Below are 22,837 nucleotides of genomic sequence, written 5' to 3'. Positions count from 1 at the left end.
ACGGGCGGGCCACGGCGCCGCGGGCGCGGGGCGCGCCGGTTCGGGGTCCGCCCAAGCCGACCGGCCGCGGCGGCACGGGGCGCGGAGGAACACACCGACCCCGGCGGTTCCGGGCACACGGACACCGGGGCGCCTCGGGTCGGGGCGCATCGACATCGGCAGGCCGCGGTGGCGCGGTGGCTACTGCCCCGTGTCGGCCGCTCGGTCGGCCAGGCCGCCCGCGCCCAGCGGGCCGGTGTGGCCCAGCGAGCCCTCGGTCTCCATCCGGGGCAGCTCGTGGCGGGACAGCCGTACCACCACGGGCGGCAGGGTCACGCGTCCCCACTGGACCAGGCGCAGCCAGCCCGGCACGTACACGGCGGTGCGGCGGCGCTCCACGGCGCGCACCAGCCGGGCGGCGACGTCCTGGGAGGGGAAGGTGCGGCGGGCCGGGGGCGGCATGTGGGCGCGCAGTTCGCGCAGGACCGGGTACCGGTCGGCGTCGCGGATCATGTCGGTGTCGATCCAGTTGAGGTAGGCGATGCCCACGGCGACGCCCCGGTGGGCCACCTCGGCGCGCAGCGAGTGGGTGAAGGCCTCCACGCCCGCCTTGGAGGCGCAGTAGGCGCTCATCAGGGGCGCGGCGCCGAGCGAGGCCAGCGAGGCGATCTGGAGGTGGTAACCCGCCGTGTCGAGCAGGTCCGGCAGGAAGGCCCGGACCGTGTGGGCGCTGCCGGACAGGTTCACCTCGACGACGCGGCGCCACTCGGCGGGATCGGACGTGGCGAACGGACCACCGTGCGCCACACCGGCGTTCGCCACGACGACCGACGGCCTGCCCAGACGCCGGCGGGTCTCGTCGGCCGCGTCGGCCAGCGCGGCGGGGTCGGTGACGTCGGTCTCGACGGCGAGCGCCGGGGTCGGCAGGTCCGCCGCCAGGGCGTCCAGGCGCGGTTTCTCGAGGCCCAGGAGGGCGAGTCGGGCGCCGCGGCGGGCGCAGGCGCGAGCGAGTTCGGCGCCGAGTCCGCGTGCGGCGCCGGTCACCACGACGGTGCGGTTCTGGAGGGGAGTGTCTGTCACCGGTCGGCCCTTTCCTCGGAGTCGTCACAGGATGCGAGGACGCTTCCCCGCGGTCAGCACCGGTCGCCGGCCCGGTCCCGACGGGTCAGGGCCCGCTGCACCCGGGCGAGGGCCGCGAACCGGTGCTGGCGCAGGGCGGCTCGCGCGGCGTTGGCACCGGGTGCCCCGTGCACCCCGCCTCCCGGGTGGGCGCCCGCGGAGGCGAGGAAGAGACCCGTCACCGGCGTCTTTGGCCGTCCGGTGCCGGGCACGGGCCGGAAGAGGAGTTGCTGGTGCATGGCGGTGGTGCCGCCGTTGATCGCACCGCCCTCCAGGTTGGCGTTCATGGCCTGCAGCGTCGGCGGGGCGAGCACGCGGCGGGCCCGGACCCGTGCGCGGAAGCCGGGTGCGAACCGTTCCACCTGGCGTTCGACCCGGTCGGCCATCAGCTCCTGTTCCCCGGTGTCCCAGCTGCCGGTGATGCCCTCCTCTCCCGCGTCGGCGCGGATGTCCTGCGGGACGTGGGTGTAGGCCCAGGCGGACTCGGTGCCGCTCGGTGAGCGGGTCGGGTCGGTGGTCGTCATCTGGCCGAACAGCGCGAAGGGGCGGTCGGGGACCTGCCGCATGGCGATCTGGGCGGCGAACCGGGTCAGCTCGTCGAGGCCGTCGGCGAGATGCACGGTGCCGGCCCGCGCCGCCTCCTCGCACCGCCAGGGCACGGGTCCGTCCAGCGCCCAGTCCACCTTGAAGGTGGCGAAGTCCCACTGGAAGTGCCGCAGGTCGGTGCGGACCTGGTCCGGCAGGTCCGCCGGGGGTACGAGCCGACCGTAGAGGGCGGGGACGGAGACGTCCGCGAGGACGGCGCGGCGGGCCGCGACCGTCTCTCCGTCGGCGGTGCGCACACCGACCGCGCGCCGGTCGCGGACCAGGACCCGGTCGACGCGCCGCCCGCAGTGCAGGATGCCGCCCCGGGCGCGCAGCCGGTGGACCAGGGCCTCGGTGAGGGCGCCGGAACCGCCGACCGGGACGGGGAAGCCGTAGGTCTGGCCGAGCATCGACATCAGCCAGCCGAACCCGCCGCTGCCGGCCGCTTCGGGGGCGAGGTCGGCGTGCAGGGCGTTACCGGCCAGGAGCAGTTTGCCGCCCTCGCCCCGGAACTCCTCCTCGCCCAGGCGGCGCACGGGCAGGACCAGGGTGCGGGCGAGTCTGAGTCCGCCCGCGCCGCGCAGCCGCAGGGCCAGCCTGGCGCCGGCGCGTACCGGCGGGAAGGGGGTGAACAGGGCGTCCACGATGTCGGCCCGGTAGCGGTCCCAGACCCCGTGGAGCCGTTCCCAGGCGGCGCCGTCCCCGGGTGCGAAGGCGTCGAGCGAGGCGGCGGTGGTCGCGACGTCGCGGTCGAGGACGGCGCAGGTGCCGTCGGTCAGGGGGTGGGCCAGTACGTGGGGCGCGTGGGCCCAGCGCAGCCCGTGGTCCTCCAGACGCAGACCGCGCAGGATCGGGGAGGCGGCGGCGAGCGGGTAGAAGGAGCTGAACAGGTCGTTGACGAAGCCGGGGGCGACTGTGTCGTCGTGCCGCACCGCGCCGCCCGGCTCGGGCTGCTCCTCCAGGACCGCCACGCTCCAGCCGGCGTCGGCCAGCAGGTTCGCCGCCACCAGGCCGTTGGGCCCGGCTCCGACCACGACGGCGTCCACGGCATCGACGGCCTCAGGCACGGCCGGTTCCCCATCGATAGTTCACGGAACCCACCGCGTCGGGCGGATCGGGCCGGCACTGGTCACCGGCGCGGGACTCGCACAGTTTCGCGAGCCTGGCGAGCATGGCGCGGTGCCGCACCTGGATCAGCGCCTCGACGCCGACGTTGTGCATCAGGCCGCCCGGACCCCGCAGGGGGTGCTCGTCCACGATCACCAGGCACTGCTCGCCCCAGGGGCGCAGTTCCACGGCGATCCGGGCCGTGCCCAGCCGGCCCGCCTTGGCCTCCAGCTCCAGTTCCGATCCCTCCACACAGCGTCTGACCACCGACTCGTTGTGCAGCAGCAGCGGCCCGAGCCGCACCTCGTACGCGATCGTGGAGCCGACCTGCGGCCACTGCCCGGCCTCGGGGACGACCTGCGAGGGGCCGACCACCCATTCCACGTATCTGTCTCCGTCCGCGAGGACGTCCCAGACGGCCTCCGGGGTCGCCTGGATCAGCCGGTGCCGAACCGCCACATGTGCCTCCCACGTCCAGTGGCCGCCGCCATGGGGCCGTCATTGCCGGGACGGATCCTGAGTGCCCCGTCGGCGACCGGCCAACCGAGGCGAACGGCTCGCGGCGCCGGAGCGCGCAGACCGGCGGCACGGAAAGATGCCGCATTGGCATGGACCTGATGACAAGGACTGGCTAAGCTCGATGCGACCCGATGAGAGCGCTCTCAAACCGCGGTTGTTCCATGCCATCTGTTCCACCCCCACCTTGCTGGAACGACGAAGGGCAACTCCCGTGAGACGCAGCAGACTCAGGCGCCTCGGCCTGGCCGGCCTCCTCGTGCTCGGCAGCCTCACCGCGGTCGGCACCCTGCCGGCCTCGGCGGCCGACGCCCCCTCCGCCTCCCCCTCCGCCAACGAGCAGCCCGCCTCCGCCGGCCTCCTGGAGGCCATGCGGCACGACTTCGGCCTCACCCGGGCCGAGGCCGAGAGCCGGCTCGCGGCCGAACGCGACGCCACGGCACTGGAACCGGTGGCACGCCGGGCCGCCGGAAAGGCCTTCGGCGGTTCGTGGTTCGACGCCGACGCCGGGAAACTGACCGTGGCCGTCACCTCGGACGCCGCACCCTCGACCCTCCGCGCGGTCCGCGCGACCGGGGCACAGGTGCGCACCGTCGAGCACAGCGCGCGGCAGCTGGACGCGGCCAAGGCACGCGTCGACCGCCTCGACGCACCCGCGGGCGTCAGCAGCTGGCGCGTGGACCAGAGCGCCAACACCGTGGTCGTCGACGTGGTCGCGAGCGACCGTTCTGACAACGATGTCCAGGACTTCCTGAAGCAGGCCCGCGAGGCGGGACCGGTCACGGTGCGCTCGGTGCCGTCGGCCCCGCGGACCTTCGCCGCGGGCACCGTCGGCGGCGACCCCTACTACACCGGCAACGTGCGCTGCTCCATCGGCTTCTCGGTGCACGGCGGGTTCGTCACCGCCGGGCACTGCGGCCGGGCCGGCGCCGGTGTCAGCGGCTGGGACCGCTCGTACATCGGCACGTTCCAGGGCTCGTCCTTCCCCGACAACGACTACGCGTGGGTCAGCGTGGGCAGCGGCTGGTGGACCGTGCCGGTCGTGCTCGGCTGGGGCACGGTCTCCGACCAGCTCGTGCGCGGTTCGAACGTGGCACCCGTGGGCGCCTCGATCTGCCGCTCCGGCTCCACCACGCACTGGCACTGCGGCACCGTGCTCGCCCGCAACGAGACGGTCAACTACAGCGACGGCTCGGTGGTGCACCAGCTGACCAAGACCAGTGTGTGCGCCGAGCCCGGCGACTCCGGCGGCTCCTTCATCAGCGGTGACCAGGCGCAGGGCGTCACCTCGGGCGGCTGGGGCAACTGCTCCGGCGGCGGGGAGACCTGGTTCCAGCCGGTCAACGAGATCCTGAACCGCTACGGCCTGACCCTGCACACGGCCTGATCCGGCGGGGGCGGGGAGGGGCGGGCCGTGCACCGGTCCGGCCCTCCCGCACCGCCGGTTTCCGGGCCGCCCCGCCCCGACCGGGTACGCGGGCGGTTCAGACGTCGCCGGGACCGGCCCCCGGCTCCGGTCCGTCGAGGACCGTCGCCGTGGTCAGCCGGCGGTAGGCGGCCCGCGCGTGGACCAGACGGGCCAGCGCCGTGCCGGCGAGGGTCGCGCCGAGCAGGCAGGCCAGCCAGAACGCGTCCCGCCGGTCGGCCCAGGTGAGGACACCGGCCGGCGGTATGGCGAAGCCGTTGAGGGAGAGCCAGCACAAGACGGCCGTCCCCGGCGCGGCCGTGAACCGGGCACAGAGTCCGAGCAGGGCCGCCAGCAGGGAGAGCACGACCAGGGCGAGACCCGGCCGTCCCGAGCCCACGGTGCCGTTGAGGACAGCGACCAGGAACAGGGCGCCGCCGAACGCTCCCGCCCACACCAGGGGAGCCGCGACCGGCCTGGGAACCGGTCTGGCACCGCTGCCCAGGGGCACCCACTCGATCATGCTGACGGCTCCTTCCCATCCCGGACGCGTCCGACCACGGCGTCGCGACAACGGCCCTGTGGGCAGATTGTCCCACCGGGACAGGCGGTGCCCTTCCGCCCGGGACGACGACCGGCCACCTGTGTGACCTTGCCGGGACACCCTTTTCGGCCAACCGCTCCGCCGCCGCGTGCGCGGACAGCGAGGCTTCTACCGCCCCGCCTCCGCGTGCCCCGAGGCGGGCGAGGAGACGGACGGAGCGGAGGTCCCGGCCGGCACCGGCCCCCCGTCCGCCTCCGTCTCCTCGCCGGTCCCGCCGCCCGGCACCGCGACCGGTGCGGTCGTCCCGGGCAGCCGCCGGCCGGCGGCCCGCAGCGCGTCGGCGAGCAGGTGGGCGCGTCCCGCGACGACGGGTCCGAGGACGGCGAGGACGAGTACGTAGCCGGCGTTGAAGGGCGCGAGCCGCGCGTCCAGTCCGGCGCCCGCGGCCACGGCGGCGAGAATCAGCGCGTCCTCCACCAGGACGAAGCCCAGGGTGCGCGGACCGAGCAGGATGCCGGCGAGCCTGAACAGGGGGATCGTCGGAAGTCCGATCCTGCCGCCGAGGCGGGCGAGGAACGCGGCGGCCACGAAGGCACCGCCCATGGCACGCAGGGTGTCAGCGTGTCCCACGGGTCACCGCCTTCACCCGCGCGGAGGGCCGGGAGGGCTTGACTCGACTGGTTGTTCGCTGCGCAGTCGTTCGTTGCCGGGCTGGTCGTCGTCGGGGTGAGGCCACGTCGGGGGCCGGTCACGAGCCCGCACGACGAGGATCCGCGCGCGGGCCGCGTCCGCGGCGTACGCCACCGTGACCAGCCGCCGTCCCGGCACCCCGGTGCACACGGCACACCGCACCGAACCATGCGGAAGCGCCCGCGAACGGGAGGGGCAGGGCTTTCCGGAAACGTCCGCCGGCCCCCGAAAGAGCCCCGGAGCGCGGCGTCGGTCCAGGTCGCACGCCGGGCGGCCGCGCGGCCATCGGGGACGACACCCAACTGGTCCGAGGGCCGGCACCCGTCGGCCTGTCGGGCAGGAGAGCCGCTCGGCGGCCCGAGGAGGAGGCGCCGCGGCCGACTCGGGGATCCCGGCCGCGGCGCGCCCTGCCGCCCCGGGCGCGGGAGGACGGCGCGCGGCGGGGCATGACCGGCGTCTTCCCGCGCTCCCCACCACGACACTGCACCAACCGAGTGATCGTCAGGGGCCGCGCTCCTGCTCGCTGCTTCCCGGCCGGCCCTGCCGGGCCGTGGAGGCCCACTGGTCCCTCGCGGTCAACCTCGGTGGCGGCGCCCTCCTTTCGACTGACACCCGCCACGGACCGGACCGGTCTTCCGCCGCATCCCCGTGCGCCCGGCGTGGAATTGCCGTCCGCCCCGCCGCGGGAGGCGACGGGGCGGACGTTTTGCGGACGGTCCGTCAGCACGGTGTGGTTGCCATCAACTTCTCGAAGGAAGCCATGCAGTCCGGGCAGTGTCGCGCCCGTTCACCGTCGGATGCTTCTCTGCGTTCGCGGAGCTGCTGTCCGCAGAGTGTGGCCGCGGCCTGCTTGGCCAGTACGTGCCACACCAACGCTCCGCCCGCCTTCTCCGGGCCCACGCACATTTCGTACATGATCGGCCTCCCAGCCTGGACGCCGCTGACATCTTCCAGGAGACACCGGTTCGGCCGTGACCAGTAGCGTGCGGGGGCCATTCGGGTGATGACCGCTTCCGCCGCCCGGGGGCGACCGCACACCCGGACGGCTGCAAACGATCAGCCAACCGGTCCTGCACGGGTGCGCGTGACGTGTCGTCAGGGTGCGCGTACGCCGGTGACGGCGAAGCCGCTGCGGGGGCGGGTGGGGATGCGGTGCAACGGGATCCGCAGGTCCTGCTCGGGGACGGTGCACTCCAGGCGCGCCAACCGCACGGCCAGCACCTGGAGCAGGCCGACGGTGATGCGCTCGCCGGGGCAGCGGTGACCGCCGGCGGGGTCGCCGCCGCCCTGCGGGATCAGTGCGTCGGGGCCGGGGGGCCGGTCCAGGAACCGCGCGGGCCGGAAGGAGTACGGGTCGCCCCAGAGCTCCTCGTCGTGGTTCTGCCCGTACAGGGAGGGGCAGCCGCGGGACGACGCGACGTTGCTGATGTTCGAGTGGCGGCCGCCCTCGAAGGCCGGGCCGGCGTACCCGCGCCCGCTCCGGCGCTGACAGCCGGCGCAACGGAGCGGGCGGGAGCGGATTTCGGCCTCCCTCACACGGCGTTGCCCCGCGCGCGCAGCCAGGCGTGGACGGTGTCCTTGTCCGAGGGTGTGATCCTGACTTCTCCTGCCACGTAGGGGCCCTCGTCCTCGGTGAACCCGGTGTCCGTCACCCGGGCGGTGACCCAGGTGGCCAGGTCCTGCGCGGCCCGTTCGGACAGCGCGCCCCGCTCCCATCCGTCCCGCGCCTGCCCCGCGGCCTCGGGGTCGTGCCGTTCGGTCTCGGCCAGCCACGCCGCCACCAGCCGTTCCACGGTCCGGCCGGCCGGGTCGTTCTCCTGCCGCACGCGCTCGTCGCTCATGGCGACCGAGTGCCCGCGATCCCCGCACCACGCACCCGACACCGGGCACCGGCGACGGGGCGCGGTGTCGGCGGTACGGCGCCGGGTACCCGTTCGCGCGGGGTCGGTCCGTGCCGCCCCGCTCCTGCGACGGCGCCGGCCCGGGAAGGGGACAGCGATGAGGCAGCCCGCCGACGACCACGCCCACGACAGGCGCGCCGGCGTCTCCGAGCTGCACCCGGCCGCCGGGGACCCGGGCCCCGGCCGTCCCCGGCACGAGGCACCTCACGAGGACCTCCCCCTCGACCGCAATCAGGCGATCCTCCAGGCCGCCAAGCAGGTGGGCTCGATCCTCAAGAAGTCGGAGCACCCCTTCGCACTGGCCGGCAGCGTCGCCGTGTACGCGCACGGCGGCACCCAGAACCTCCAGCACGACGTCGACTTCTGCATCCGGCCCGAGGACGTGGACGCCGTCGCCGCGACGCTGCGGGAGGCGGGGCTCGCGGTATACACGCCGCCCGAGGACTGGCTGCTCAAGGCGGACTGCCTGGGGCAGCAGGTCGACCTCATCTTCGAGCTGGCGCACGAACCCGTGACGACGGAGCTGCTGTCCCGCGCACGGGAGCTGTCGGTCGACTCGGTGCTGATGCCGGTCCTGGCGCCGACCGATCTGCTGCACGGTCTGCTGGCGGCCTTCTCGGAGCACCATTGCGACTTCGGTGCGGTGCTGCCGATCGCCCGCACGCTGCGCGAGAAGATCGACTGGGAGGCGCTGCGCCGCGACTGCGGCGACGCCCCGATGCCGGCCGCCTTCTTCTTCATCCTCGAACGGCTGGAGATCATTCCCCCGGCCGGCCCCGCGGCCACCGCCCCGAAGGAGGAGCAGCCATGAGCGACCCCGCAGGACACCAGGGGCCCGCGGCGAGCGGACCCGCCTCCGCCGGCGGGAGCCCCGAACCCCTCGAAAACCCCGAGAACGTCGAGTACCGGGTGGCCCACCTGCAGGAGCGGCTCGCCGCGGAGGAGCTCGGTGAGCTCGGCGTGCGGGCCGAGATCCGGGCCGGGGCGGTCGCGGTCACGGGCACGGTGCCCTCGGCGCGGTGCCGGGAGACCGTGCTGCGCGTGGCCCGCGAGGAGCTGGCCGGGCTGACCGTGCACACGGACGTCGTGGTGGCGGAGACCACCAGCCCCGACCATGCCGAGGAGCTGTGATGATCCGCGTCGCCGCCGTCGGGGACATCCACATGGGACCCGACAGTCAGGGGCTGCTGCGGCCCGCGTTCGAGACCCTGCCCGACTGTGCCGACCTGCTGCTTCTCGCCGGGGACCTCACCCGGCACGGCACACCGGAGGAGGCCCGGGTGGTCGCCCGGGAGGTACGCGACCTGCCGGTGCCGGTGGTGGCTGTCCTCGGCAACCACGACCACCACGACGAGCAGCCCGAGGAGGTCACCGCCGTCCTCCGGGAGGCCGGCGTGACGGTGCTGGAGGGCGAGAACACCGTCGTGGACTGTGCCGGGGGCCGGGTGGGGGTCGCGGGCGTCAAGGGGTTCGGCGGCGGGTTCGTCGGCCGCAGCGCGGGCGAGTTCGGCGAGCCGGTGATGAAGGAGTTCGTGCGCACCACCCGCCGCTCGGCGGACAGTCTGCACGCCGCACTGAAGGAACTGGCCGAGGCGGGCTGTGCGGCGCGGGTGGCTCTGACCCACTTCTCCCCCGTCGCCGACACGCTCGCCGGGGAGCCGCCGGAGATCCATCCGTTCCTCGGCAGCTATCTGCTGGCGGAGGCCATCGACACCGCCGGCGCCGACCTGGCCGTCCACGGTCATGCCCACCTGGGTGCGGAGCACGGGATGACGGCGGGCGGGGTCCGGGTGCGCAATGTGGCGCAGCCGGTCATCCGCCGGGCCTTCAACGTCTACCGGCTGGTCGCGGCCTGACCGTCCCGCCGCCTGCCGCCAGGTCCGGCCGCGTCCTGCGTCGTACGCCCCAGGCAGGTGACGTCCGCCGGGTCGAGCCCGGACGCGGCGATCTCGTGGAAGCCCAGCCGGTCGTAGAAGGCCCTGGCCGGTGTGTTGGCCGTGGCCATGACGAGGTGGACGGCGGGGACGCCGCGCTCGCGCAGCGCGCGCCAGAACGTCCGCATCAGCGCCCGGCCGTGGCCCTGCCCCTGCCAGTCGGGGAGCAGGTCGATGTGCAGATGGGCCGGGTACGCGGCCAGCTCGGGCACGACCATGCGCTCGGGGTCGTGCAGCAGCCCGGCCATGACCTCGTCCGGGGTGCGGATGCCGGGCGGGCCCTGCGGCGCCGGGTAGCGGTCCGCCACCCGCGGCAGCCACTCGGTCCGGAAATCCTCGGCGAAGCGCGCGGTGTCCGCCGTCCCGAGGATGTAGCCGACGGCGCGGCCCTCCCCGTCGTCCAGCACGAAGGCCAGGTCCGGGTCGAGGTGGACGTAGGGGGCGGCGAAGATGGCGGGGAGGATGGCGGGGTCGGCGTACACGGGCCGGCTGTCCCGGCCGTTGTGCGCGGTCCGGACGCAGATGTCGTCGAGGGCCGGGGCGTCGGCGGGGCGATAGGGGCGCACGGAGGCAGTCGCTGTCACCGCAGCATCCTGCCCCTCTGGGAGCGCTCCCACAAGTGGTTCGCTTCGATCGCACCCGCCCGGGCACCCGCGGCCCGCAGCGCGGCGGAACGACGTCACGCGGACGGCGGTTGGCAGGAGGCCGACCTCGCCCGCTGGTCCCGCGAGCACGTACGGCGACTCGCCGAGGCCGGCGCGGAGCACGGCGTGCGGCTGGGCGACCCGCCGGACCACTCGCCGGACGGCGTCCTCGCGACACTGCGCGAGAAGGCGTCCGAGGCGGTCGCGCACCGGCCGGAACCCGGCCTGCTGCTCCTGCGGGAGTTGCACGTCGCCGCGGCGGAGAACTCACTGCACTGGGAGACGATCGCCCAGGCCGCCCAGGCGTCGAAGGAGAGCGGGCTGCCGGCGCTCGCCTCCGCGTGCCGCCCCCGGTCACTGCGCCAGATGCGCTGGACCAACACCATGATCAAGAACTTGTCGCCCCAGATTCTCACCAGTCTGTGACCTGCGTGTTCCCCGTCCGGTGCGGTGCCGGCGGACACCGGCGCCGCACCGGACGCCGAATGGCGCCGACCGCCGGGGGCACCTCATGATCCCAACGGGGCCACACCCCGCTGATGCCCCGTCGACCCTGACACCCCCTCGGAGAGAGCGAGACAGCGTCATGAGTCTTCTGCGTCTGGCCGGCCGGCCGATGCTCGCCTCGATGTTCGTCGCGGGCGGCCTGCAGTCGCTGCGCAGGCCGCAGGACGTGGCCCCGGCGGCCGAGCCGATCGTGCGGCCGGTGGCCGACCGCGTGCCGGTGCTGCCGGACAGCACCGAGCAACTCGTACGGCTCAACGGCGCCGTTCACGTGGTGGGCGGCCTGATGCTCGGGCTCGGCCGCTGTCCGCGGCTGGCCGCGCTGGCCCTGGCGGCGACGCTGGTCCCCACCACGCTGGCGGCCCACCGCTACTGGAACGCGGAGGACCCCTCCGACCGCGCCCAGCAGCGCATCCACTTCCTGAAGAACCTGTCCATGATGGGCGGGCTGCTGATCGCCGCCGACGACACGGGCAGCGCGCCGTCGCTGCTGTGGCGCGGCCGGCACGCCGCCCAGGGCCTGCGGCACGACGCCCACCTGGTGCACCGTTCGGCCCGCGCCACGGCCGGGCCCGCCGCCCGCGCGGGCGGCGTCCGCGCCGGGCTGGGCGCCTGAACCGGGCGTTAGCCCACCGCGCACGGGGGGACCCGGTCGCCCGAATGCTTCCGTGGCGGATCGGTCCCGCGACCGCCACGACCTTCTGGAGGTGGAACATGGGACACGGAGGAAACGTCATCGACGAGCTGACGACCGATCACCGTGAGGTCGAGGAGCTCTTCGGCAAGATCGAGGCACTGCCGTCCGGTCACAAGGACCGCAAGCTGTACGCCGATCAGGCCACGATCGAGCTGGTCCGGCACTCGGTGGCGGAGGAGGCGTACCTCTACCCGGCCGTTCGTGAGCACGTGGCGAACGGCGACGCCCTCGCGGACAAGGAGCTCGAGGACCACGCCGGGGCCGAGCAGATCATGAAGGACCTGGAGGGCTGTGCCGCGGACGACGCGGAGTTCGACCGGTTGATCGGCAAGCTGATGAGCGAGATCCGTGAGCACGTCGCCGACGAGGAGGGCAATCTGTTCCCGAGGCTGCGCGAGGCGTGCCCCGCGGACGCCCTGAACCAGTTGGGCGAGAAGGTCCGGCAGGCGAAGAAGACGGCGCCGACCCGGCCGCACCCGTCCACCCCGGACAAGCCCCCGATGAACAAGCTGCTCGCCCCCGGTGCGGGGATGGTCGACCGGGTGCGGGACGCGCTGTCGGGGCGGGGCAAGTCCGGCTGAGCGGCCACCGCCTCCACCCGTGCGAGGGGCCCGTCGCCACGGCGACGGGCCCCTCGCACGCGCCGCGTGACGACGCCCGTCCCTACGCCCGCCACTCCCCCGTCCGCTCCTGCGTCGGCTCGCCGGTCGCCGTCGGCAGCGGATCGGGCCGTTCGCGGAGGGCGGCGACGGTGCGTTCCAGGCCGTCCCGCCAGGTCACGCTCGGCAGCCAGCCGAAGATCTCGCGGGCGAAGCCGGTGACCGGCCGGGGCTCGGCGCGCCCGTCCCCGGCGTCCTCGACGAACACCAGCGGCGAGTCGGAGCCGGTCAGCTCGATCACCAGCCGGGCGATCTCGGCGGCGGTGGGCTCCTCGTCGCCGCCGATGTCCACCGGCCGCACGGAACGTCCGGCCGCGACCAGCAGGATGCCGTCGACCATGTCGTCGACGTAGCACAGCGGGTGTCTGCGGCCGCCGTCCCCGGGGACGGTGACCGGCCGCCCGGCCAGCGCCTGTTCGATGGCGGCGGCCGGCATCCCCGCGCCGTCCGTCCGCATGCCGGGTCCGTAGCCGGTGAACAGCCGGACGATCCCGGCGTTCGCGCCGTGGGCGCCCGCGTGGGCGGCGATCAGGGCTTCGGCGAACCGGACGGCGTCCGCGCAGACACGGTGGGGCCTGACCGGGTCGGCGTCGTCCGGTGTGCCGTCGCCGCGGGCGTCGGTGCACACCGGCGGCGAGGAGGCGAGCAGGAACCGGGCGCCGTCCCGGCCGGCGACGGCCAGCGCGTTACGGGTGCCCAGGCTGCCGGCCTCGAGGACCTCCACGGGCCGCTCGGGCCGGGCGGCCGGGGAGGCGGGGCCCGCCAGGTGCAGGACCAGGTCGTAGGGGCCGGGGAGCACGTCCGCGCAGCCGGGTTCGGAGATGTCCCGTTCCAGGAAGCGGAACCCGGAGCGGCCCGCCAGGTGTGCCACCTTCTCCGCGCGTCCGGTGGAGAGGTTGTCCAGGCAGTCGACCTCGGCGCCCGCGTCGAGCAGCCGGGTGCACAAGTGGGAGCCGAGGAATCCGGCGCCGCCGGTCACCAGGACCCGGCCCCAGGGCGCGCGGGACTCCCCCCGTGGGCTGAACGCCGCCGTCGGCATCATGAGGACGACCTTTCCTCCTCGTCGAGGCGCCGCGGGAGCGACGCGGTGTGCGTTCGCGGTGTGCGCACCCGTGCGCTCACGGAGCGCCGAAAACGTGCCCCGAGTGCCCCACCGGGGCACTCACATGCGCCGGCGCTCGGCCGCCGGGCCCTCTGGCCGTGACCGCGGTCACGGCCGAAGTCCCGCCCCGCGGAGCCCGGTGCTGCGGCCGAGTGCTGTGATCAAGCCCACTCGGTTCACCAAGTGCGGAGCGGGCGGCGACGGTTGGCCCGTCCGAACGCCGGGCCGGAGTACGGGGCGGCGACGACTCGCCGGTTCCTTCTGCCACGATGGTCGGCGCCGTCTCCGGCTCAGTGGAACGGCCGTGCAACGCAGCCGGCCTACTCGTTCCCGTTCCTGTCCCCCTCCGGGTCCCGTGACCCGCCTTCGAGTGGCGCCCCGTGTCTCCTTCCTCCCTTTTTGCCCCGCCGCCTCCCGCCCCCGCGCCGTCCGGGCCTGCGAGCACCTCGCCGTGGCGGTCCCTGAGGTACCGCAGCATGCGCTGGTGGTCGGTCGCGAACTTCGTGTCCAACGCCGGTACGTGGATGCAGCTGACCGTGCAGAACCTGCTGGTCCTGCAGATCACCGGGTCGGCCGCCGCGACGGGCCTGTCCATGTCGGTCCAGGCCGCGCCGGCCCTGTTGATCAGCGTGTTCGGCGGTGCGGCCGTCGACCGCTGGCCGCGCAGGCTGACGGCCGCGGTCAGTCAGGCGCTGCTCGGCTCGGTCGCCTTCGTGACCGCGCTCATGGTGGCTCTGGACCGGCTCGATCTGACCTCGCTGATGGTGCTGGCGGCCGTCACCGGTGTCATCGCCACCGTGGACGGCCCGGCGTGTTCCCTGCTGGGCAACGACCTCGTCCCGCGCGAGGACGTGCCGTCCGCGATCGGGGTGGGCGCGCTGGTGCACCAGGCGGGCCGGCTCACGGGCGCGGCGCTCGCCGGCGTGACGGTCGGCTTCCTCGGCACGGCCGCCGCCTACGCCGCCAACGGGCTGTCGTTCCTGTTCGTGGCCTCGGTGATCCCCTTCCTGCGACCGGTGCGCGGTGCGGCCGGGCCCGCGGCGAAAGCGAAGGAGGGCGGTACGCGGGACACCATGAGCGTGCGGGAGGGACTGGCCTTCTTCGTCCGCCGGCCCCGGCTGCTGGCGCTGGCGGGTGTCACGGGGGTGAGCGCCGTCTTCGGGCGCAACTACCAGCTGACCCTGGCCGTGCTGGTCACCGGGCCGCTCGCGGGCGGCGCCGGGTCGTTCGGCACGGTGTCCACGGTGCTGGCGGTGGGCGGCATCGTCGGCGCCGTACTGGGCGCCCGGCTGCGCCGCCCGTCCGTACGGGTGGTGGGCGCGCTGGCGGCGGCGGGCGGGCTGCTGCAGGTGGTGGCGGGCACGTCGCCGTCGCTGGCGGTCCTGCTGGTGATGGTGCTGCCGATGGCCGTCGTGGAGTCCGTCTCCGACACCGCCGGCACCGCGGTGCTGCAGACCGACCCGCCCGCGCACATGCGGGGCCGGGTGCTCGGTGTGTGGGGCAGCATCGGCACGGTGTGGAGCCTGGGCGGGCCGCCCGCGCTGGGCCTCCTGATGGAGCTGGCCGGTGCGCGCGGCGCCCTGATCGCGGGCGGGCTGATCATCGCCGGCGCCATCGGTGCCGGCCACCTCCTGCGCGAACGCCGGACGACGGTGCCCCGGGTGTCCCCGGTGGCGAACCTGGAGACGGCCGCCTGAGGCTGCTCCCCGGTCCCCCCGTCGGGGGTGGGCGCCGTGTCCCCGGCCGGGCTCGGCTCAGGCGACGAGGGCCTGGCCCGGACCCAGCCGGGCCACGAGCTGGGCGTGGTGCAGGGAGGCGACGGGGGCGACGAGGTCCGGGTGGCGCAGCAGGGCCGCCGCACGGCGGTCGGCCTCGTCGGGTGCGAGCAGGCGCCGGAACTCCACCGACGTTGCGGCCACGGGGCCGCCCGCGGCCAGCGCGGCGACGGCCGGCCCGGCCAGCGCCGGGTCGGTCAGCAGACAGGCCGCCCAGCTGGCGATGACCTCGTCCACCCAGGTCCGCCAGGCGTCCGGGTCGGCGGACGTCGCGCCGTCGGCGCCGGTGATCCAGTCGAGCCGGGCGGACCCGCCGGGGCCCGCTACGCCCAGCAGGGCCACGTCCATCGCGGTGGGATAGCGCAGCCGGGCCGCGACCGTCACGGCCTGCCGGGCCTGCGCCTCGCACAGGGCGTCGGCCAGCGCGCCGCCGGAGGCCGGGTAGGCGCGCAGGAGCCACTGTGCGGTCGCCGCGATGACGGGGGAGAGATCTGTGTGCACTGCCGGGCCGTCCGAACTGCTCGTCGTGGGGAACACGGGTCCTTGGAAACGGTAGCCCGGGGCGCACCCGGCGGGACATGGCGCGGCTCTCGCGCGCGGCGTGGCCTCGGCCACATCCCGTCCTGCCGACCGGTGCCCCGGCCCGGGGTGCGACCCTGTACCCCGGGCCGGGGCCGGGGTGCGACCCTGTACCCCGTTCGCCGATCACCGGGTTCCCGCCCGGCTCACCGGTGTGGAGGAAAAGCCCTGAGTACCGCCGTCCTCTCCGAGGCCGTCCCCGTCGCCCTGCTGCTGGGCGTCCTGGCCTTCGCCGTGCTGCGCCCCCGGGGGCTGCCGGAGGCGGTGGCCGCCGTGCCCGCCGCCGTTCTGGTGGTGGCGCTCGGCACGGTCACCCCGCACCAGGCGTGGGAGCAGACCCGCACGCTGCTGCCGGTCGTCGCCTTCCTCGCGCTGGTGCTGATGCTGGCGTACCTGTGCGCGAAGGAGGGCCTGTTCGAGGCGGTCGGCGCGGCCGTGGCCCGCCGGTGCGGGGGCAGTCCGCGGCGGCTGCTGGGCGGGGTATTCGCCGTGGCCTGCGTGGTCACCGCCGTGCTCAGCCTGGACGCCACCGCGGTCCTGCTCACGCCCGTCGTGCTGGCCACCGCGTCCCGGGCCGGCGCCCGGGCCCGCCCGCACGTGTACGCGACGGCGCACCTGGCGAACTCCGCCTCGTTGCTGCTGCCGGTGTCCAACCTGACCAACCTGCTGGCGTTCGCGGCGAGCGGGCTGACCTTCACGCGGTTCGCCGCGCTGATGGCGTTGCCCTGGCTGGCCGCGATCGCTGTCGAGTACGCCGTGTTCCGCCGCTTCTTCCACACGGATCTGGCCGAGCCCGTGTCCGTCGCGCCCGCGCGCGTGGGCCCCGCGCCGGCGAAGGAGCCGGACGACGACGCCGGTGCCCGGCCGCCCGCGCCGCCCCCGCCCACGGTGCCCCGTTTCACCGTGGTCGTCGTGGCCCTCACCCTGGCCGGGTTCGCCCTGGCCTCGCCGGCCGGAGTGGAACCCGCCTGGGCTGCGCTCGGGGGCGTGCTGGTGCTCGGGGTGCGGGCGCTGGCCCGGCGCCATGTCGCGCCCCGGGAACTGGTGGGCGCGGCGGCACCGCTGTTCTGCCTGTTCGTCCTGGCCCTCGGCATCGTGGTGCAGGCGGTGGTGGTGAGCGGCCCGGCCTCGGGCCTGGGGCGGCTGCTGCCGGACGGGGACTCGTTGCCGGCGCTGCTGGGGGTGGCGGCGGTCGCCGCGCTGCTGGCCAACCTCGTCAACAACCTGCCGGCCGTGCTCGCCCTGCTCCCGCTGGCCGCGCCCGCCGGTCCCGCCCAGGTCCTCGCCGTACTGATCGGTGTGAACCTGGGCCCGAACCTGACCTACGTCGGTTCGCTGGCGACCCTGTTGTGGCGGCGCATCCTGCACCGGCACGGCATCGAGGTGGAGCTGGGCCGGTTCACCCTGCTGGGGCTGCTCACCGTGCCGACCACGGTCGCCGCCTCGACGGCGGCCCTGTGGGGGGCGCTGCGCGTCATCGGCACCTGACGCCCGCGGCCCGCTCCGGGCCGGGCGGCCGCTCACTGGGTCGCGACGACGAGGCAGCGCCTCAGTTCCGCCACGGCCTCGGGAGCGCCCTCGACGCGCACGCCGCCGTCCCCTGCGTCGCCGGCCCGGTTCCAGAGCGACCTCAGCACGCTCTGGGGGGAGCCGCTCAGCGTCACGTCGGCCGTGGCGTCACCCGCACCGTCCGCGACGGTGAACTCACCCGGACCGGTCCGCACCCGCCACGCCGTGTCGTCGCCGGCCCGCACCAGGAAGGTACGCCCCGGCGAGCCGTCCAGGATCTCGGTGAAGTAGTCGCCCCACTCGGTCACGGCGTACGCCGCGAACACCTTGAGCAGTTCGTCGATCCCGTCCACGGCGAGGTCGTCGGGTACGGCGGTGACGGGACGGCCGGTGGCGAGTTCGGCGTCGATGCGGTGGACGACGGTCTCCTGCGCCATCCGCCGGATCCAGAAGCCGACGCTCTGGTCGGGGCCGTACCAGGTGGCGGCCGGGTCCTCGGGGGCGCGGGCGGCGAACTCGGCGCGCAGCGCGGTGTAGCCGCGGTCGAGCAGTGCCGTCGGCGCCTCGCCGACGAACTCCTCCGGCGGCCACGGTTCGGGCTCCGCCCCGCCGCGCATGGCGGCGGTCTTGTGCAGGTAGACCTCGCCGACGTGGCGGGTCAGATCGGCGACGGTCCAGCCGGGGCAGGTCGGCACGGGGGCGTCGGCGTGGCTCTCCACGACGGCCCGCAGCCGGTCGTGATCGGCCGCGAGGCAGTCGAGGAATCGGGTGTACTCCATGGCGTCCGAGCCAAGCACACGTTCAGCGCCGGGACACGGTGTTTTCCGCGGGCTCAGCGCTCACCAGGCCGGGTTGGGGGCCGCTGGGCGGCGGACCGCCTCGGCCGCGTCGCGCAGATGCAGGGCGACGGTGATCAGGGCGCGCAGCGCGGAGGGCCGCAGGCTCTGGGCGCTCTCGGCGGCCAGCACCAGCAGACAGCCCGCGGCCTGCTCGACGACGGGGACGGAGAACGCGAAGTCGTCACCGTCGGCCCCGCGGAACGCGCGCCACGGCGTGGCGGCGCCGTCGATGGCCTTGTGCACCGCCTGCTCGAGGTGCTGTGCGGCCTGCCGGCACATGGGGGCGGGCAGGGTGATCGTGCGATGAAAGGCTGAACTGGTCATAGTCCCATTGCTCCCCCATGTCCGGGGTGTCCGATCGGCACACCGAGCGCTTTTCACCGTGTCGGCGGGCACCCGGACCATGCTTCGCCCGCGACACGGTCCTGCCGGCCACGGCACGGACCGTGGCCCGCCGCACCCGTGCGGGCGGGGCACGGACCGTGGCCCGCCGCACCCGTGCGGGCGAGCGCCTGGCGCCGAGGCACGGCCCCGCCCGACGCGGCGCGGCCCAGCCGGAGGCACACAATCCCTCCGACGCGGCGCTGACCAGCCGGAGACGGGGCGCTTCCGGCCTACGGCGACCCGAGAACGGCGCGATCCCGGCCCGCCACGCCCTGCAGGCCGACCGCCGCGACAAGGACCGGGCGGAGACGGCGCCCACCGACCGAGCGCGACACAGCCCCGCCGAACCCGGCACGCACCGACCGGAGACGGCACGCACCAGGCCGGATCACGGCACGAGTCCAGCCGGAGACGGGCGCTTCCGGCCTACGGCGACCCGAGAACGGCAAGGTCCCCGCCCGCCACGCCCTGCAGGCCGACCGCCGCGACAAGGACCGGGCGGAGACGGCGCCCACCGACCGAACGCGACACAGCCCCGCCGAACCCGGCACGCACCGACCGGAGACGGCACGCGCCACGCGCCGGCCGAAGACGGTACGGACCGACCGCACGGAGCACGGCCCGACCGGAGGCGGGACAGCCGGGCCACAGGCCGCGCGGAACCCGGCGTCCCGGGCGCGCTCCCGGCCCACCGTGGGACGGCGCCGGTCCGCCGTGGCGTGCACCCGCGCGGCCGGGGTGCGGTCCTAGGCTCGTGGCATGGGTTCCGTCAGTACGTCCTCGGCCGCCGCGGCGGCCCGGTTCACGGGTCGGGCGGTGACCGGTGAGCGCCCGCTGTCCGGGGCGCTCACCGAAGTCGGCCTCGACGACGGCCGCACGGTCGTGGTCAAACGCGCGGACGCCCCGGGTGCGGCGCGGGCGGAGGCGGCGGGACTGCGCTGGCTGGCCGACGCGGGCACGGTGCGGGTCCCGTCGGTGTACGGCGTGGACGAGCACCGGCTGGTCCTTGACCGGGTGGCGCGGGGACCGGCGAGCGCGAGCGCGGCGGTGCGGTTCGGCCGGGATCTGGCCGGGCTGCACGCCGCCGGGGCGCCGGCGTTCGGTGCCGCCCCGCCCGGCGGACCGGAGGAGGCGTACATCGGACTCGCCCCGATGCGCAACGCCACCGGGGACGACTGGCCCCGCTGGTACGCCGCGCATCGCGTGCTGCCGTATCTGCGCCGCGCGGTCGACGCCGGCACCCTCCGGGCGGGCGAGGCGGCCGACGTCGCGCGCGTCTGCGAGCGGTTGCCCGAACTGGCGGGGCCCGCGGAGCCGCCGGCCCGGCTCCACGGCGATCTGTGGAACGGCAACGTGCTGTGGGGCGTCGACGGGCACGTCCACCTGATCGATCCGGCCGCGCACGGCGGGCACCGGGAGACCGACCTGGCGATGCTGCGCCTCTTCGGCTGTCCCCACCTGGACCGGATCCTGGCGGGTTACGAGGAGGCGGCACCGCTCGCCGAGGGCTGGGCCGGCCGCGTCGCCGTGCACCAGCTCTTCCCGCTGCTGGTGCACGCGGTGCTGTTCGGACGGGGTTACGCCGAGCAGGCCGGCACGGCGGCACGCGCGGCGTTGCGGCAGGCGGGGTGAGACCCGCCGTGGGCCTCACGGCGGGTCACTCCCCGCCCGCACACAACATGTCCCAACGGGTCACGTGTCCCACTGGGACACTTCCAGGTGTACGCTCGAAGGCATGACGGCAACGAAGCCCTCCCGCACCGCCGAGGACCCCACCGAGGACCGGCGGCAGCGCAAGGCGCGGCAGACCCGCGACGCGCTGGCCACCGCCGCCTGCGACCTGATCCTGGAGCGCGGGCCGGCGGCCACCACGGTGGAGGCGATCGCCGAGCGCGCGGACGTCACGCGCCGCACGTTCAGCAGGCACTTCGCCGGGAAGGAGGACGCGGCGCTCGACTTCGTCCGCCGGGACGGCGACCGGATCAACGCGCTGCTGCGGTCCCGCCCCTCCGTGGAGCCGCCCCTGCTCGCCTACCGCAGGGCCGTGCGGGACTGGCTGACGGATCGGGAGGACCCGGCCTGGCACGTGCGCCCCCGGATGCGACGCCTGCTGGCCCTGGCCGGCACCGAGCCCGAACTGTTCGCCGCCTACCAGCGCATCCGGGTCGACGCCCAGGAGGAGTCGATCCGCATCGTCGCCGGCCGACTCGGCGTCGACGACGCCCGGGACGTGCGTCCGGCCGCCGTCGTCGACGCCGCCGCCGGAGTCCTGATCGCCGCCCTGCGCCTGTGGGCGCGCGGGGACGAGCGGGACTCGGGAGCCGCAGACCTCGCCGCCCTCGTGGAGCGGGCCTACGACGCCCTGACCTCGGAGGCCGCGGCCGCGGCCCCCGACAGCACCACCGAAGAGTGAGAACAGCACCATGAGCACCACCGACACCACCCCCGCCCCCACCGAGTTCGCCGGCCGTACCGCCCTGGTCACCGGCGCCGCCTCCGGCATCGGTCTGGCCACCGCCCGCCGACTCGGCGCCGGCGGCGCGAACGTCGTCGTCGCCGACTTCAACGCCGAGGGCGCCGGGGAGGCCGCCGCCCATCTGACGGAGCAGGGCGTCCGCGCCGCCGCCGTCGAGCTGGACGTGACCCTCCCGGAGTCCGTGGAAGCGGCCGTCGAGTTCGCCGTCGACACGTACGGCGGCCTGGACCTCGCGGTGAACAACGCCGGCATCGGCGGCCCCAGCGCCCCGACCGGCGAGTACGACGTCGCGGCCTACCAGCGCGTCATCCGCACCAACCTCGACGGCGTCTTCTACTCGATGCGCTACGAACTGCCCGCCCTCCTGGCCACGGGCCGGGGCGGCGCCGTCGTCAACGTCGCCTCCATCCTCGGCTCGGTCGGTTTCGCCGGCTCCCCCGCCTACGTCGCCGCCAAGCACGGCGTGGTCGGGCTGACCAAGGCGGCCGCCGCCGAGTACGCGGCCCGGGGCGTCCGGATCAACGCGGTCGGCCCGGGCTTCATCGACACGCCGCTGCTGAAGACCATGGACGAGGCCGCCTACGAGGGCCTGGTCGCCCTGCACCCGGCCGGCCGCCTCGGACGGTCCGAGGAGGTCGCCGAGCTGATCGCCTTCCTGCTGTCGGACCGCGCGTCCTTCGTCGCCGGCAGCTACCACCTGGTCGACGGCGCCTACACCGCCGTCTGACCACCGGTCGTCCACCCCGGGGGGATCGAGAACAAAGGAGTTCGGTCAATGAAGGCACTGCAGTACCGCACCATCGGGGCTCCGCCCGAGGTCGTCACGGTCCCCGACCCGGAGCCCGGCCCCGGCCAGGTGCTGCTGAGGGTGACCGCGGCCGGCGTCTGCCACTCCGACATCGCGGTGATGGGCTGGCCCGCCGAGGGCTTCCCGTACGAGCTGCCGCTCACCCTGGGCCACGAGGGCGTCGGCACCGTGGCCGCGCTCGGCGCCGGGGTGACCGGTCTCGCCGAGGGCGACGCGGTCGCCGTGTACGGGCCCTGGGGCTGCGGCACCTGCGCCAAGTGCGCGGAGGGCAAGGAGAACTACTGTCTGCGCGCCGACGAGCTGGGCATCCGCCCGCCAGGGCTCGGGCGTCCGGGGTCGATGGCGGAGTACCTGCTGATCGACGACCCCCGGCACCTGGTCCCGCTGGACGGGCTCGACCCGGTCGCGGCCGTGCCGCTCACCGACGCCGGGCTGACGCCGTACCACGCGATCAAGCGGTCGCTGCCCAAGCTGGTGCCCGGCTCGACCGCGGTGGTCATCGGCGCCGGCGGTCTCGGTCACGTCGCCGTCCAGCTGCTGCGCGCCCTGACGTCCGCCCGGGTGGTCGCCCTCGACGTCAGCGAGGACAAGCTGCGGCTCGCCCGTGAGGTGGGCGCGCACGAGGCGGTGCTGTCGGACGCGAAGGCGGCGGACGCGGTGCGCGAGCTCACCGGTGGCCTCGGCGCCGAGGCCGTGTTCGACTTCGTCGGCGTGGCGCCCACGGTGCGGACCGCCGGGGCCGTCGCGGCCGTCGAGGGCGATGTCACGCTGGTCGGCATCGGCGGCGGGTCGCTGCCCGTCGGGTTCGGCACGCTGCCGTTCGAGGTGTCGGTCAACGCACCGTACTGGGGCAGCCGCAGCGAACTGATCGAGGTGCTGAACCTGGCCCGCGCCGGCTCCGTGTCGGTGCACACCGAGACGTACTCGCTGGACGACGCCCCGCTCGCCTACGAGCGGCTGCACGACGGCAGGGTCAACGGCCGCGCGGTGATCCTGCCCCACGGCTGACCGGCCCCCCCCCGGGGGGCGCGACCGGTCCCCCGTTCCGGTCGTGCCCCCTGCCCGTCGAACCTACGTGGAC

General features: G+C 75.1%; 22 protein-coding genes and 3 pseudogenes. 13 read left to right on the top strand and 12 right to left on the bottom strand.

Annotated features, from left to right (window positions below; all coding sequences use genetic code 11):
- Positions 1-180 precede the first annotated feature (180 nt).
- Genes AB0P07_RS28895 through AB0P07_RS28885 form a run of 3 tightly spaced genes read right to left on the bottom strand, consistent with a single transcriptional unit; the run spans position 181 to position 3,249 of the window.
- Positions 181-1,059, bottom strand: a complete 879-nt coding sequence (locus AB0P07_RS28895; protein ID WP_365555679.1) for an SDR family oxidoreductase — start codon at positions 1,057-1,059, stop codon at positions 181-183.
- A gap of 53 nt (positions 1,060-1,112) precedes the next feature.
- Positions 1,113-2,750 carry an NAD(P)/FAD-dependent oxidoreductase gene (locus AB0P07_RS28890; RefSeq protein WP_365555677.1) on the bottom strand — a complete coding sequence of 546 codons (1,638 nt, stop codon included), beginning with the start codon at positions 2,748-2,750 and terminating at the stop codon, positions 1,113-1,115.
- Complete coding sequence (locus AB0P07_RS28885) at positions 2,743-3,249, bottom strand: SRPBCC family protein (protein ID WP_365555675.1); 507 nt, start codon at positions 3,247-3,249, stop codon at positions 2,743-2,745. Before AB0P07_RS28885 ends, AB0P07_RS28890 begins: the two co-directional genes overlap by 8 nt.
- 271 nt (positions 3,250-3,520) lie before the next feature.
- On the opposite strand from AB0P07_RS28885, the gene AB0P07_RS28880 reads away from it, so the two are divergent.
- A complete protein-coding gene (locus AB0P07_RS28880; protein WP_365555673.1) occupies positions 3,521-4,693 on the top strand; it encodes an alpha-lytic protease prodomain-containing protein in 1,173 nt (390 codons plus the stop codon).
- A 97-nt stretch (positions 4,694-4,790) separates the two neighbouring features.
- Here the strand turns inward: AB0P07_RS28880 and AB0P07_RS28875 are convergent, their stop codons facing one another.
- From AB0P07_RS28875 to AB0P07_RS28860, 4 genes and pseudogenes are all read right to left on the bottom strand, one after another.
- Positions 4,791-5,234 (bottom strand): hypothetical protein, encoded by a 444-nt coding sequence (locus AB0P07_RS28875; RefSeq protein WP_365555671.1) that lies wholly within the window; start codon positions 5,232-5,234, stop codon positions 4,791-4,793.
- A 489-nt stretch (positions 5,235-5,723) separates the two neighbouring features.
- Positions 5,724-5,885: pseudogene (locus tag AB0P07_RS28870) on the bottom strand (cation/H(+) antiporter); the annotation flags it as partial.
- 1,155 nt (positions 5,886-7,040) lie between these two features.
- Positions 7,041-7,337: pseudogene (locus AB0P07_RS28865) on the bottom strand (cytochrome P450); the annotation flags it as partial.
- A 140-nt stretch (positions 7,338-7,477) separates the two neighbouring features.
- Positions 7,478-7,786: a hypothetical protein gene (locus tag AB0P07_RS28860; RefSeq protein ID WP_365555669.1), complete on the bottom strand. Its 309-nt coding sequence runs from the start codon at positions 7,784-7,786 to the stop codon at positions 7,478-7,480.
- A 157-nt stretch (positions 7,787-7,943) separates the two neighbouring features.
- Between AB0P07_RS28860 and AB0P07_RS28855 the strand changes: the two genes are divergently transcribed.
- The 3 genes from AB0P07_RS28855 to AB0P07_RS28845 are packed head-to-tail and all read left to right on the top strand — an operon-like array spanning position 7,944 to position 9,702.
- Positions 7,944-8,657 (top strand): nucleotidyltransferase family protein, encoded by a 714-nt coding sequence (locus AB0P07_RS28855; RefSeq protein ID WP_365555667.1) that lies wholly within the window; start codon positions 7,944-7,946, stop codon positions 8,655-8,657.
- Complete coding sequence (locus tag AB0P07_RS28850) at positions 8,654-8,977, top strand: BON domain-containing protein (RefSeq protein ID WP_365555665.1); 324 nt, start codon at positions 8,654-8,656, stop codon at positions 8,975-8,977. The genes AB0P07_RS28855 and AB0P07_RS28850 overlap by 4 nt, the downstream gene beginning before the upstream one ends.
- Positions 8,977-9,702, top strand: a complete 726-nt coding sequence (locus AB0P07_RS28845) for a metallophosphoesterase (RefSeq protein WP_365555663.1) — start codon at positions 8,977-8,979, stop codon at positions 9,700-9,702. The genes AB0P07_RS28850 and AB0P07_RS28845 overlap by 1 nt, the downstream gene beginning before the upstream one ends.
- Here AB0P07_RS28845 and AB0P07_RS28840 read toward each other — a convergent pair.
- Positions 9,681-10,364 carry a GNAT family N-acetyltransferase gene (locus AB0P07_RS28840; protein ID WP_365555661.1) on the bottom strand — a complete coding sequence of 228 codons (684 nt, stop codon included), beginning with the start codon at positions 10,362-10,364 and terminating at the stop codon, positions 9,681-9,683. The two genes, AB0P07_RS28845 and AB0P07_RS28840, sit on opposite strands and share 22 nt — an antisense overlap.
- Before the next feature lie 123 nt (positions 10,365-10,487).
- On the opposite strand from AB0P07_RS28840, the pseudogene AB0P07_RS28835 reads away from it, so the two are divergent.
- The 3 genes and pseudogenes from AB0P07_RS28835 to AB0P07_RS28825 form a co-directional block, all read left to right on the top strand.
- Positions 10,488-10,850 (top strand): annotated as a pseudogene (locus tag AB0P07_RS28835) (hypothetical protein); the annotation flags it as partial.
- Positions 10,851-11,010: 160 nt separating this feature from the next.
- On the top strand, positions 11,011-11,544 hold the full coding sequence (locus AB0P07_RS28830; RefSeq protein WP_365555659.1) for a DoxX family protein: 534 nt from the start codon (positions 11,011-11,013) through the stop codon (positions 11,542-11,544).
- A gap of 98 nt (positions 11,545-11,642) precedes the next feature.
- Entirely contained in the window at positions 11,643-12,206 is a 564-nt protein-coding gene (locus tag AB0P07_RS28825; protein WP_365555657.1) for a hemerythrin domain-containing protein, read from the top strand.
- A gap of 82 nt (positions 12,207-12,288) precedes the next feature.
- On the opposite strand, the gene AB0P07_RS28820 is transcribed toward AB0P07_RS28825, so the two are convergent.
- Positions 12,289-13,326 carry an NAD-dependent epimerase/dehydratase family protein gene (locus AB0P07_RS28820; protein WP_365555655.1) on the bottom strand — a complete coding sequence of 346 codons (1,038 nt, stop codon included), beginning with the start codon at positions 13,324-13,326 and terminating at the stop codon, positions 12,289-12,291.
- Between the two features lie 536 nt (positions 13,327-13,862).
- On the opposite strand from AB0P07_RS28820, the gene AB0P07_RS28815 reads away from it, so the two are divergent.
- Positions 13,863-15,083, top strand: a complete 1,221-nt coding sequence (locus tag AB0P07_RS28815; RefSeq protein WP_365555653.1) for an MFS transporter — start codon at positions 13,863-13,865, stop codon at positions 15,081-15,083.
- A gap of 57 nt (positions 15,084-15,140) precedes the next feature.
- Here the strand turns inward: AB0P07_RS28815 and AB0P07_RS28810 are convergent, their stop codons facing one another.
- A complete protein-coding gene (locus tag AB0P07_RS28810) occupies positions 15,141-15,662 on the bottom strand; it encodes a hypothetical protein (protein ID WP_365555651.1) in 522 nt (173 codons plus the stop codon).
- Between the two features lie 246 nt (positions 15,663-15,908).
- Between AB0P07_RS28810 and AB0P07_RS28805 the strand changes: the two genes are divergently transcribed.
- A complete protein-coding gene (locus AB0P07_RS28805) occupies positions 15,909-17,228 on the top strand; it encodes an SLC13 family permease (RefSeq protein ID WP_365555859.1) in 1,320 nt (439 codons plus the stop codon).
- Between the two features lie 32 nt (positions 17,229-17,260).
- Here the strand turns inward: AB0P07_RS28805 and AB0P07_RS28800 are convergent, their stop codons facing one another.
- Both AB0P07_RS28800 and AB0P07_RS28795 read right to left on the bottom strand, forming a co-directional pair.
- Positions 17,261-18,028, bottom strand: coding sequence for a maleylpyruvate isomerase family mycothiol-dependent enzyme (locus AB0P07_RS28800; protein ID WP_365555649.1), 768 nt, complete (start codon positions 18,026-18,028; stop codon positions 17,261-17,263).
- 60 nt (positions 18,029-18,088) lie between these two features.
- Entirely contained in the window at positions 18,089-18,412 is a 324-nt protein-coding gene (locus AB0P07_RS28795) for a hypothetical protein (RefSeq protein WP_365555647.1), read from the bottom strand.
- Positions 18,413-19,231: 819 nt separating this feature from the next.
- Between AB0P07_RS28795 and AB0P07_RS28790 the strand changes: the two genes are divergently transcribed.
- From AB0P07_RS28790 to AB0P07_RS28775, 4 genes are all read left to right on the top strand, one after another.
- Positions 19,232-20,104 (top strand): fructosamine kinase family protein, encoded by an 873-nt coding sequence (locus AB0P07_RS28790; RefSeq protein WP_365555645.1) that lies wholly within the window; start codon positions 19,232-19,234, stop codon positions 20,102-20,104.
- Between the two features lie 103 nt (positions 20,105-20,207).
- Positions 20,208-20,885: a TetR family transcriptional regulator gene (locus AB0P07_RS28785; RefSeq protein ID WP_365555643.1), complete on the top strand. Its 678-nt coding sequence runs from the start codon at positions 20,208-20,210 to the stop codon at positions 20,883-20,885.
- 10 nt (positions 20,886-20,895) lie between these two features.
- Positions 20,896-21,675, top strand: coding sequence for an SDR family NAD(P)-dependent oxidoreductase (locus tag AB0P07_RS28780; RefSeq protein WP_365555641.1), 780 nt, complete (start codon positions 20,896-20,898; stop codon positions 21,673-21,675).
- Positions 21,676-21,723: 48 nt separating this feature from the next.
- The gene (locus tag AB0P07_RS28775; RefSeq protein WP_365555639.1) at positions 21,724-22,764 is read left to right on the top strand and encodes an NAD(P)-dependent alcohol dehydrogenase; all 1,041 of its coding nucleotides are present in this window, start codon (positions 21,724-21,726) and stop codon (positions 22,762-22,764) included.
- Positions 22,765-22,837: the final 73 nt, after the last annotated feature.

It is taken from the genome of Streptomyces sp. NPDC085944 (assembly GCF_040686295.1).
In the GTDB taxonomy this organism is placed as follows: domain Bacteria; phylum Actinomycetota; class Actinomycetes; order Streptomycetales; family Streptomycetaceae; genus Streptomyces; species Streptomyces salinarius.
Note: the sequence above shows the minus strand (reverse complement) of the source record. Positions and strands in the feature narration are given on the sequence as shown.

Bases quoted from the DNA above. Each gene is read 5' to 3' on its own strand.
- AB0P07_RS28875 (WP_365555671.1), bottom strand. From the start codon at position 5,234: ATGATCGAGTGGGTGCCCCTGGGCAGCGGTGCCAGACCGGTTCCCAGG.
- AB0P07_RS28860 (WP_365555669.1), bottom strand. From the start codon at position 7,786: ATGAGCGACGAGCGCGTGCGGCAGGAGAACGACCCGGCCGGCCGGACC.
- AB0P07_RS28855 (WP_365555667.1), top strand. From the start codon at position 7,944: ATGAGGCAGCCCGCCGACGACCACGCCCACGACAGGCGCGCCGGCGTC.
- AB0P07_RS28850 (WP_365555665.1), top strand. From the start codon at position 8,654: ATGAGCGACCCCGCAGGACACCAGGGGCCCGCGGCGAGCGGACCCGCC.
- AB0P07_RS28845 (WP_365555663.1), top strand. From the start codon at position 8,977: ATGATCCGCGTCGCCGCCGTCGGGGACATCCACATGGGACCCGACAGT.
- AB0P07_RS28830 (WP_365555659.1), top strand. From the start codon at position 11,011: ATGAGTCTTCTGCGTCTGGCCGGCCGGCCGATGCTCGCCTCGATGTTC.
- AB0P07_RS28825 (WP_365555657.1), top strand. From the start codon at position 11,643: ATGGGACACGGAGGAAACGTCATCGACGAGCTGACGACCGATCACCGT.
- AB0P07_RS28820 (WP_365555655.1), bottom strand. From the start codon at position 13,326: ATGATGCCGACGGCGGCGTTCAGCCCACGGGGGGAGTCCCGCGCGCCC.
- AB0P07_RS28815 (WP_365555653.1), top strand. From the start codon at position 13,863: ATGCGCTGGTGGTCGGTCGCGAACTTCGTGTCCAACGCCGGTACGTGG.
- AB0P07_RS28800 (WP_365555649.1), bottom strand. From the start codon at position 18,028: ATGGAGTACACCCGATTCCTCGACTGCCTCGCGGCCGATCACGACCGG.
- AB0P07_RS28795 (WP_365555647.1), bottom strand. From the start codon at position 18,412: ATGACCAGTTCAGCCTTTCATCGCACGATCACCCTGCCCGCCCCCATG.
- AB0P07_RS28790 (WP_365555645.1), top strand. From the start codon at position 19,232: ATGGGTTCCGTCAGTACGTCCTCGGCCGCCGCGGCGGCCCGGTTCACG.
- AB0P07_RS28785 (WP_365555643.1), top strand. From the start codon at position 20,208: ATGACGGCAACGAAGCCCTCCCGCACCGCCGAGGACCCCACCGAGGAC.
- AB0P07_RS28780 (WP_365555641.1), top strand. From the start codon at position 20,896: ATGAGCACCACCGACACCACCCCCGCCCCCACCGAGTTCGCCGGCCGT.
- AB0P07_RS28775 (WP_365555639.1), top strand. From the start codon at position 21,724: ATGAAGGCACTGCAGTACCGCACCATCGGGGCTCCGCCCGAGGTCGTC.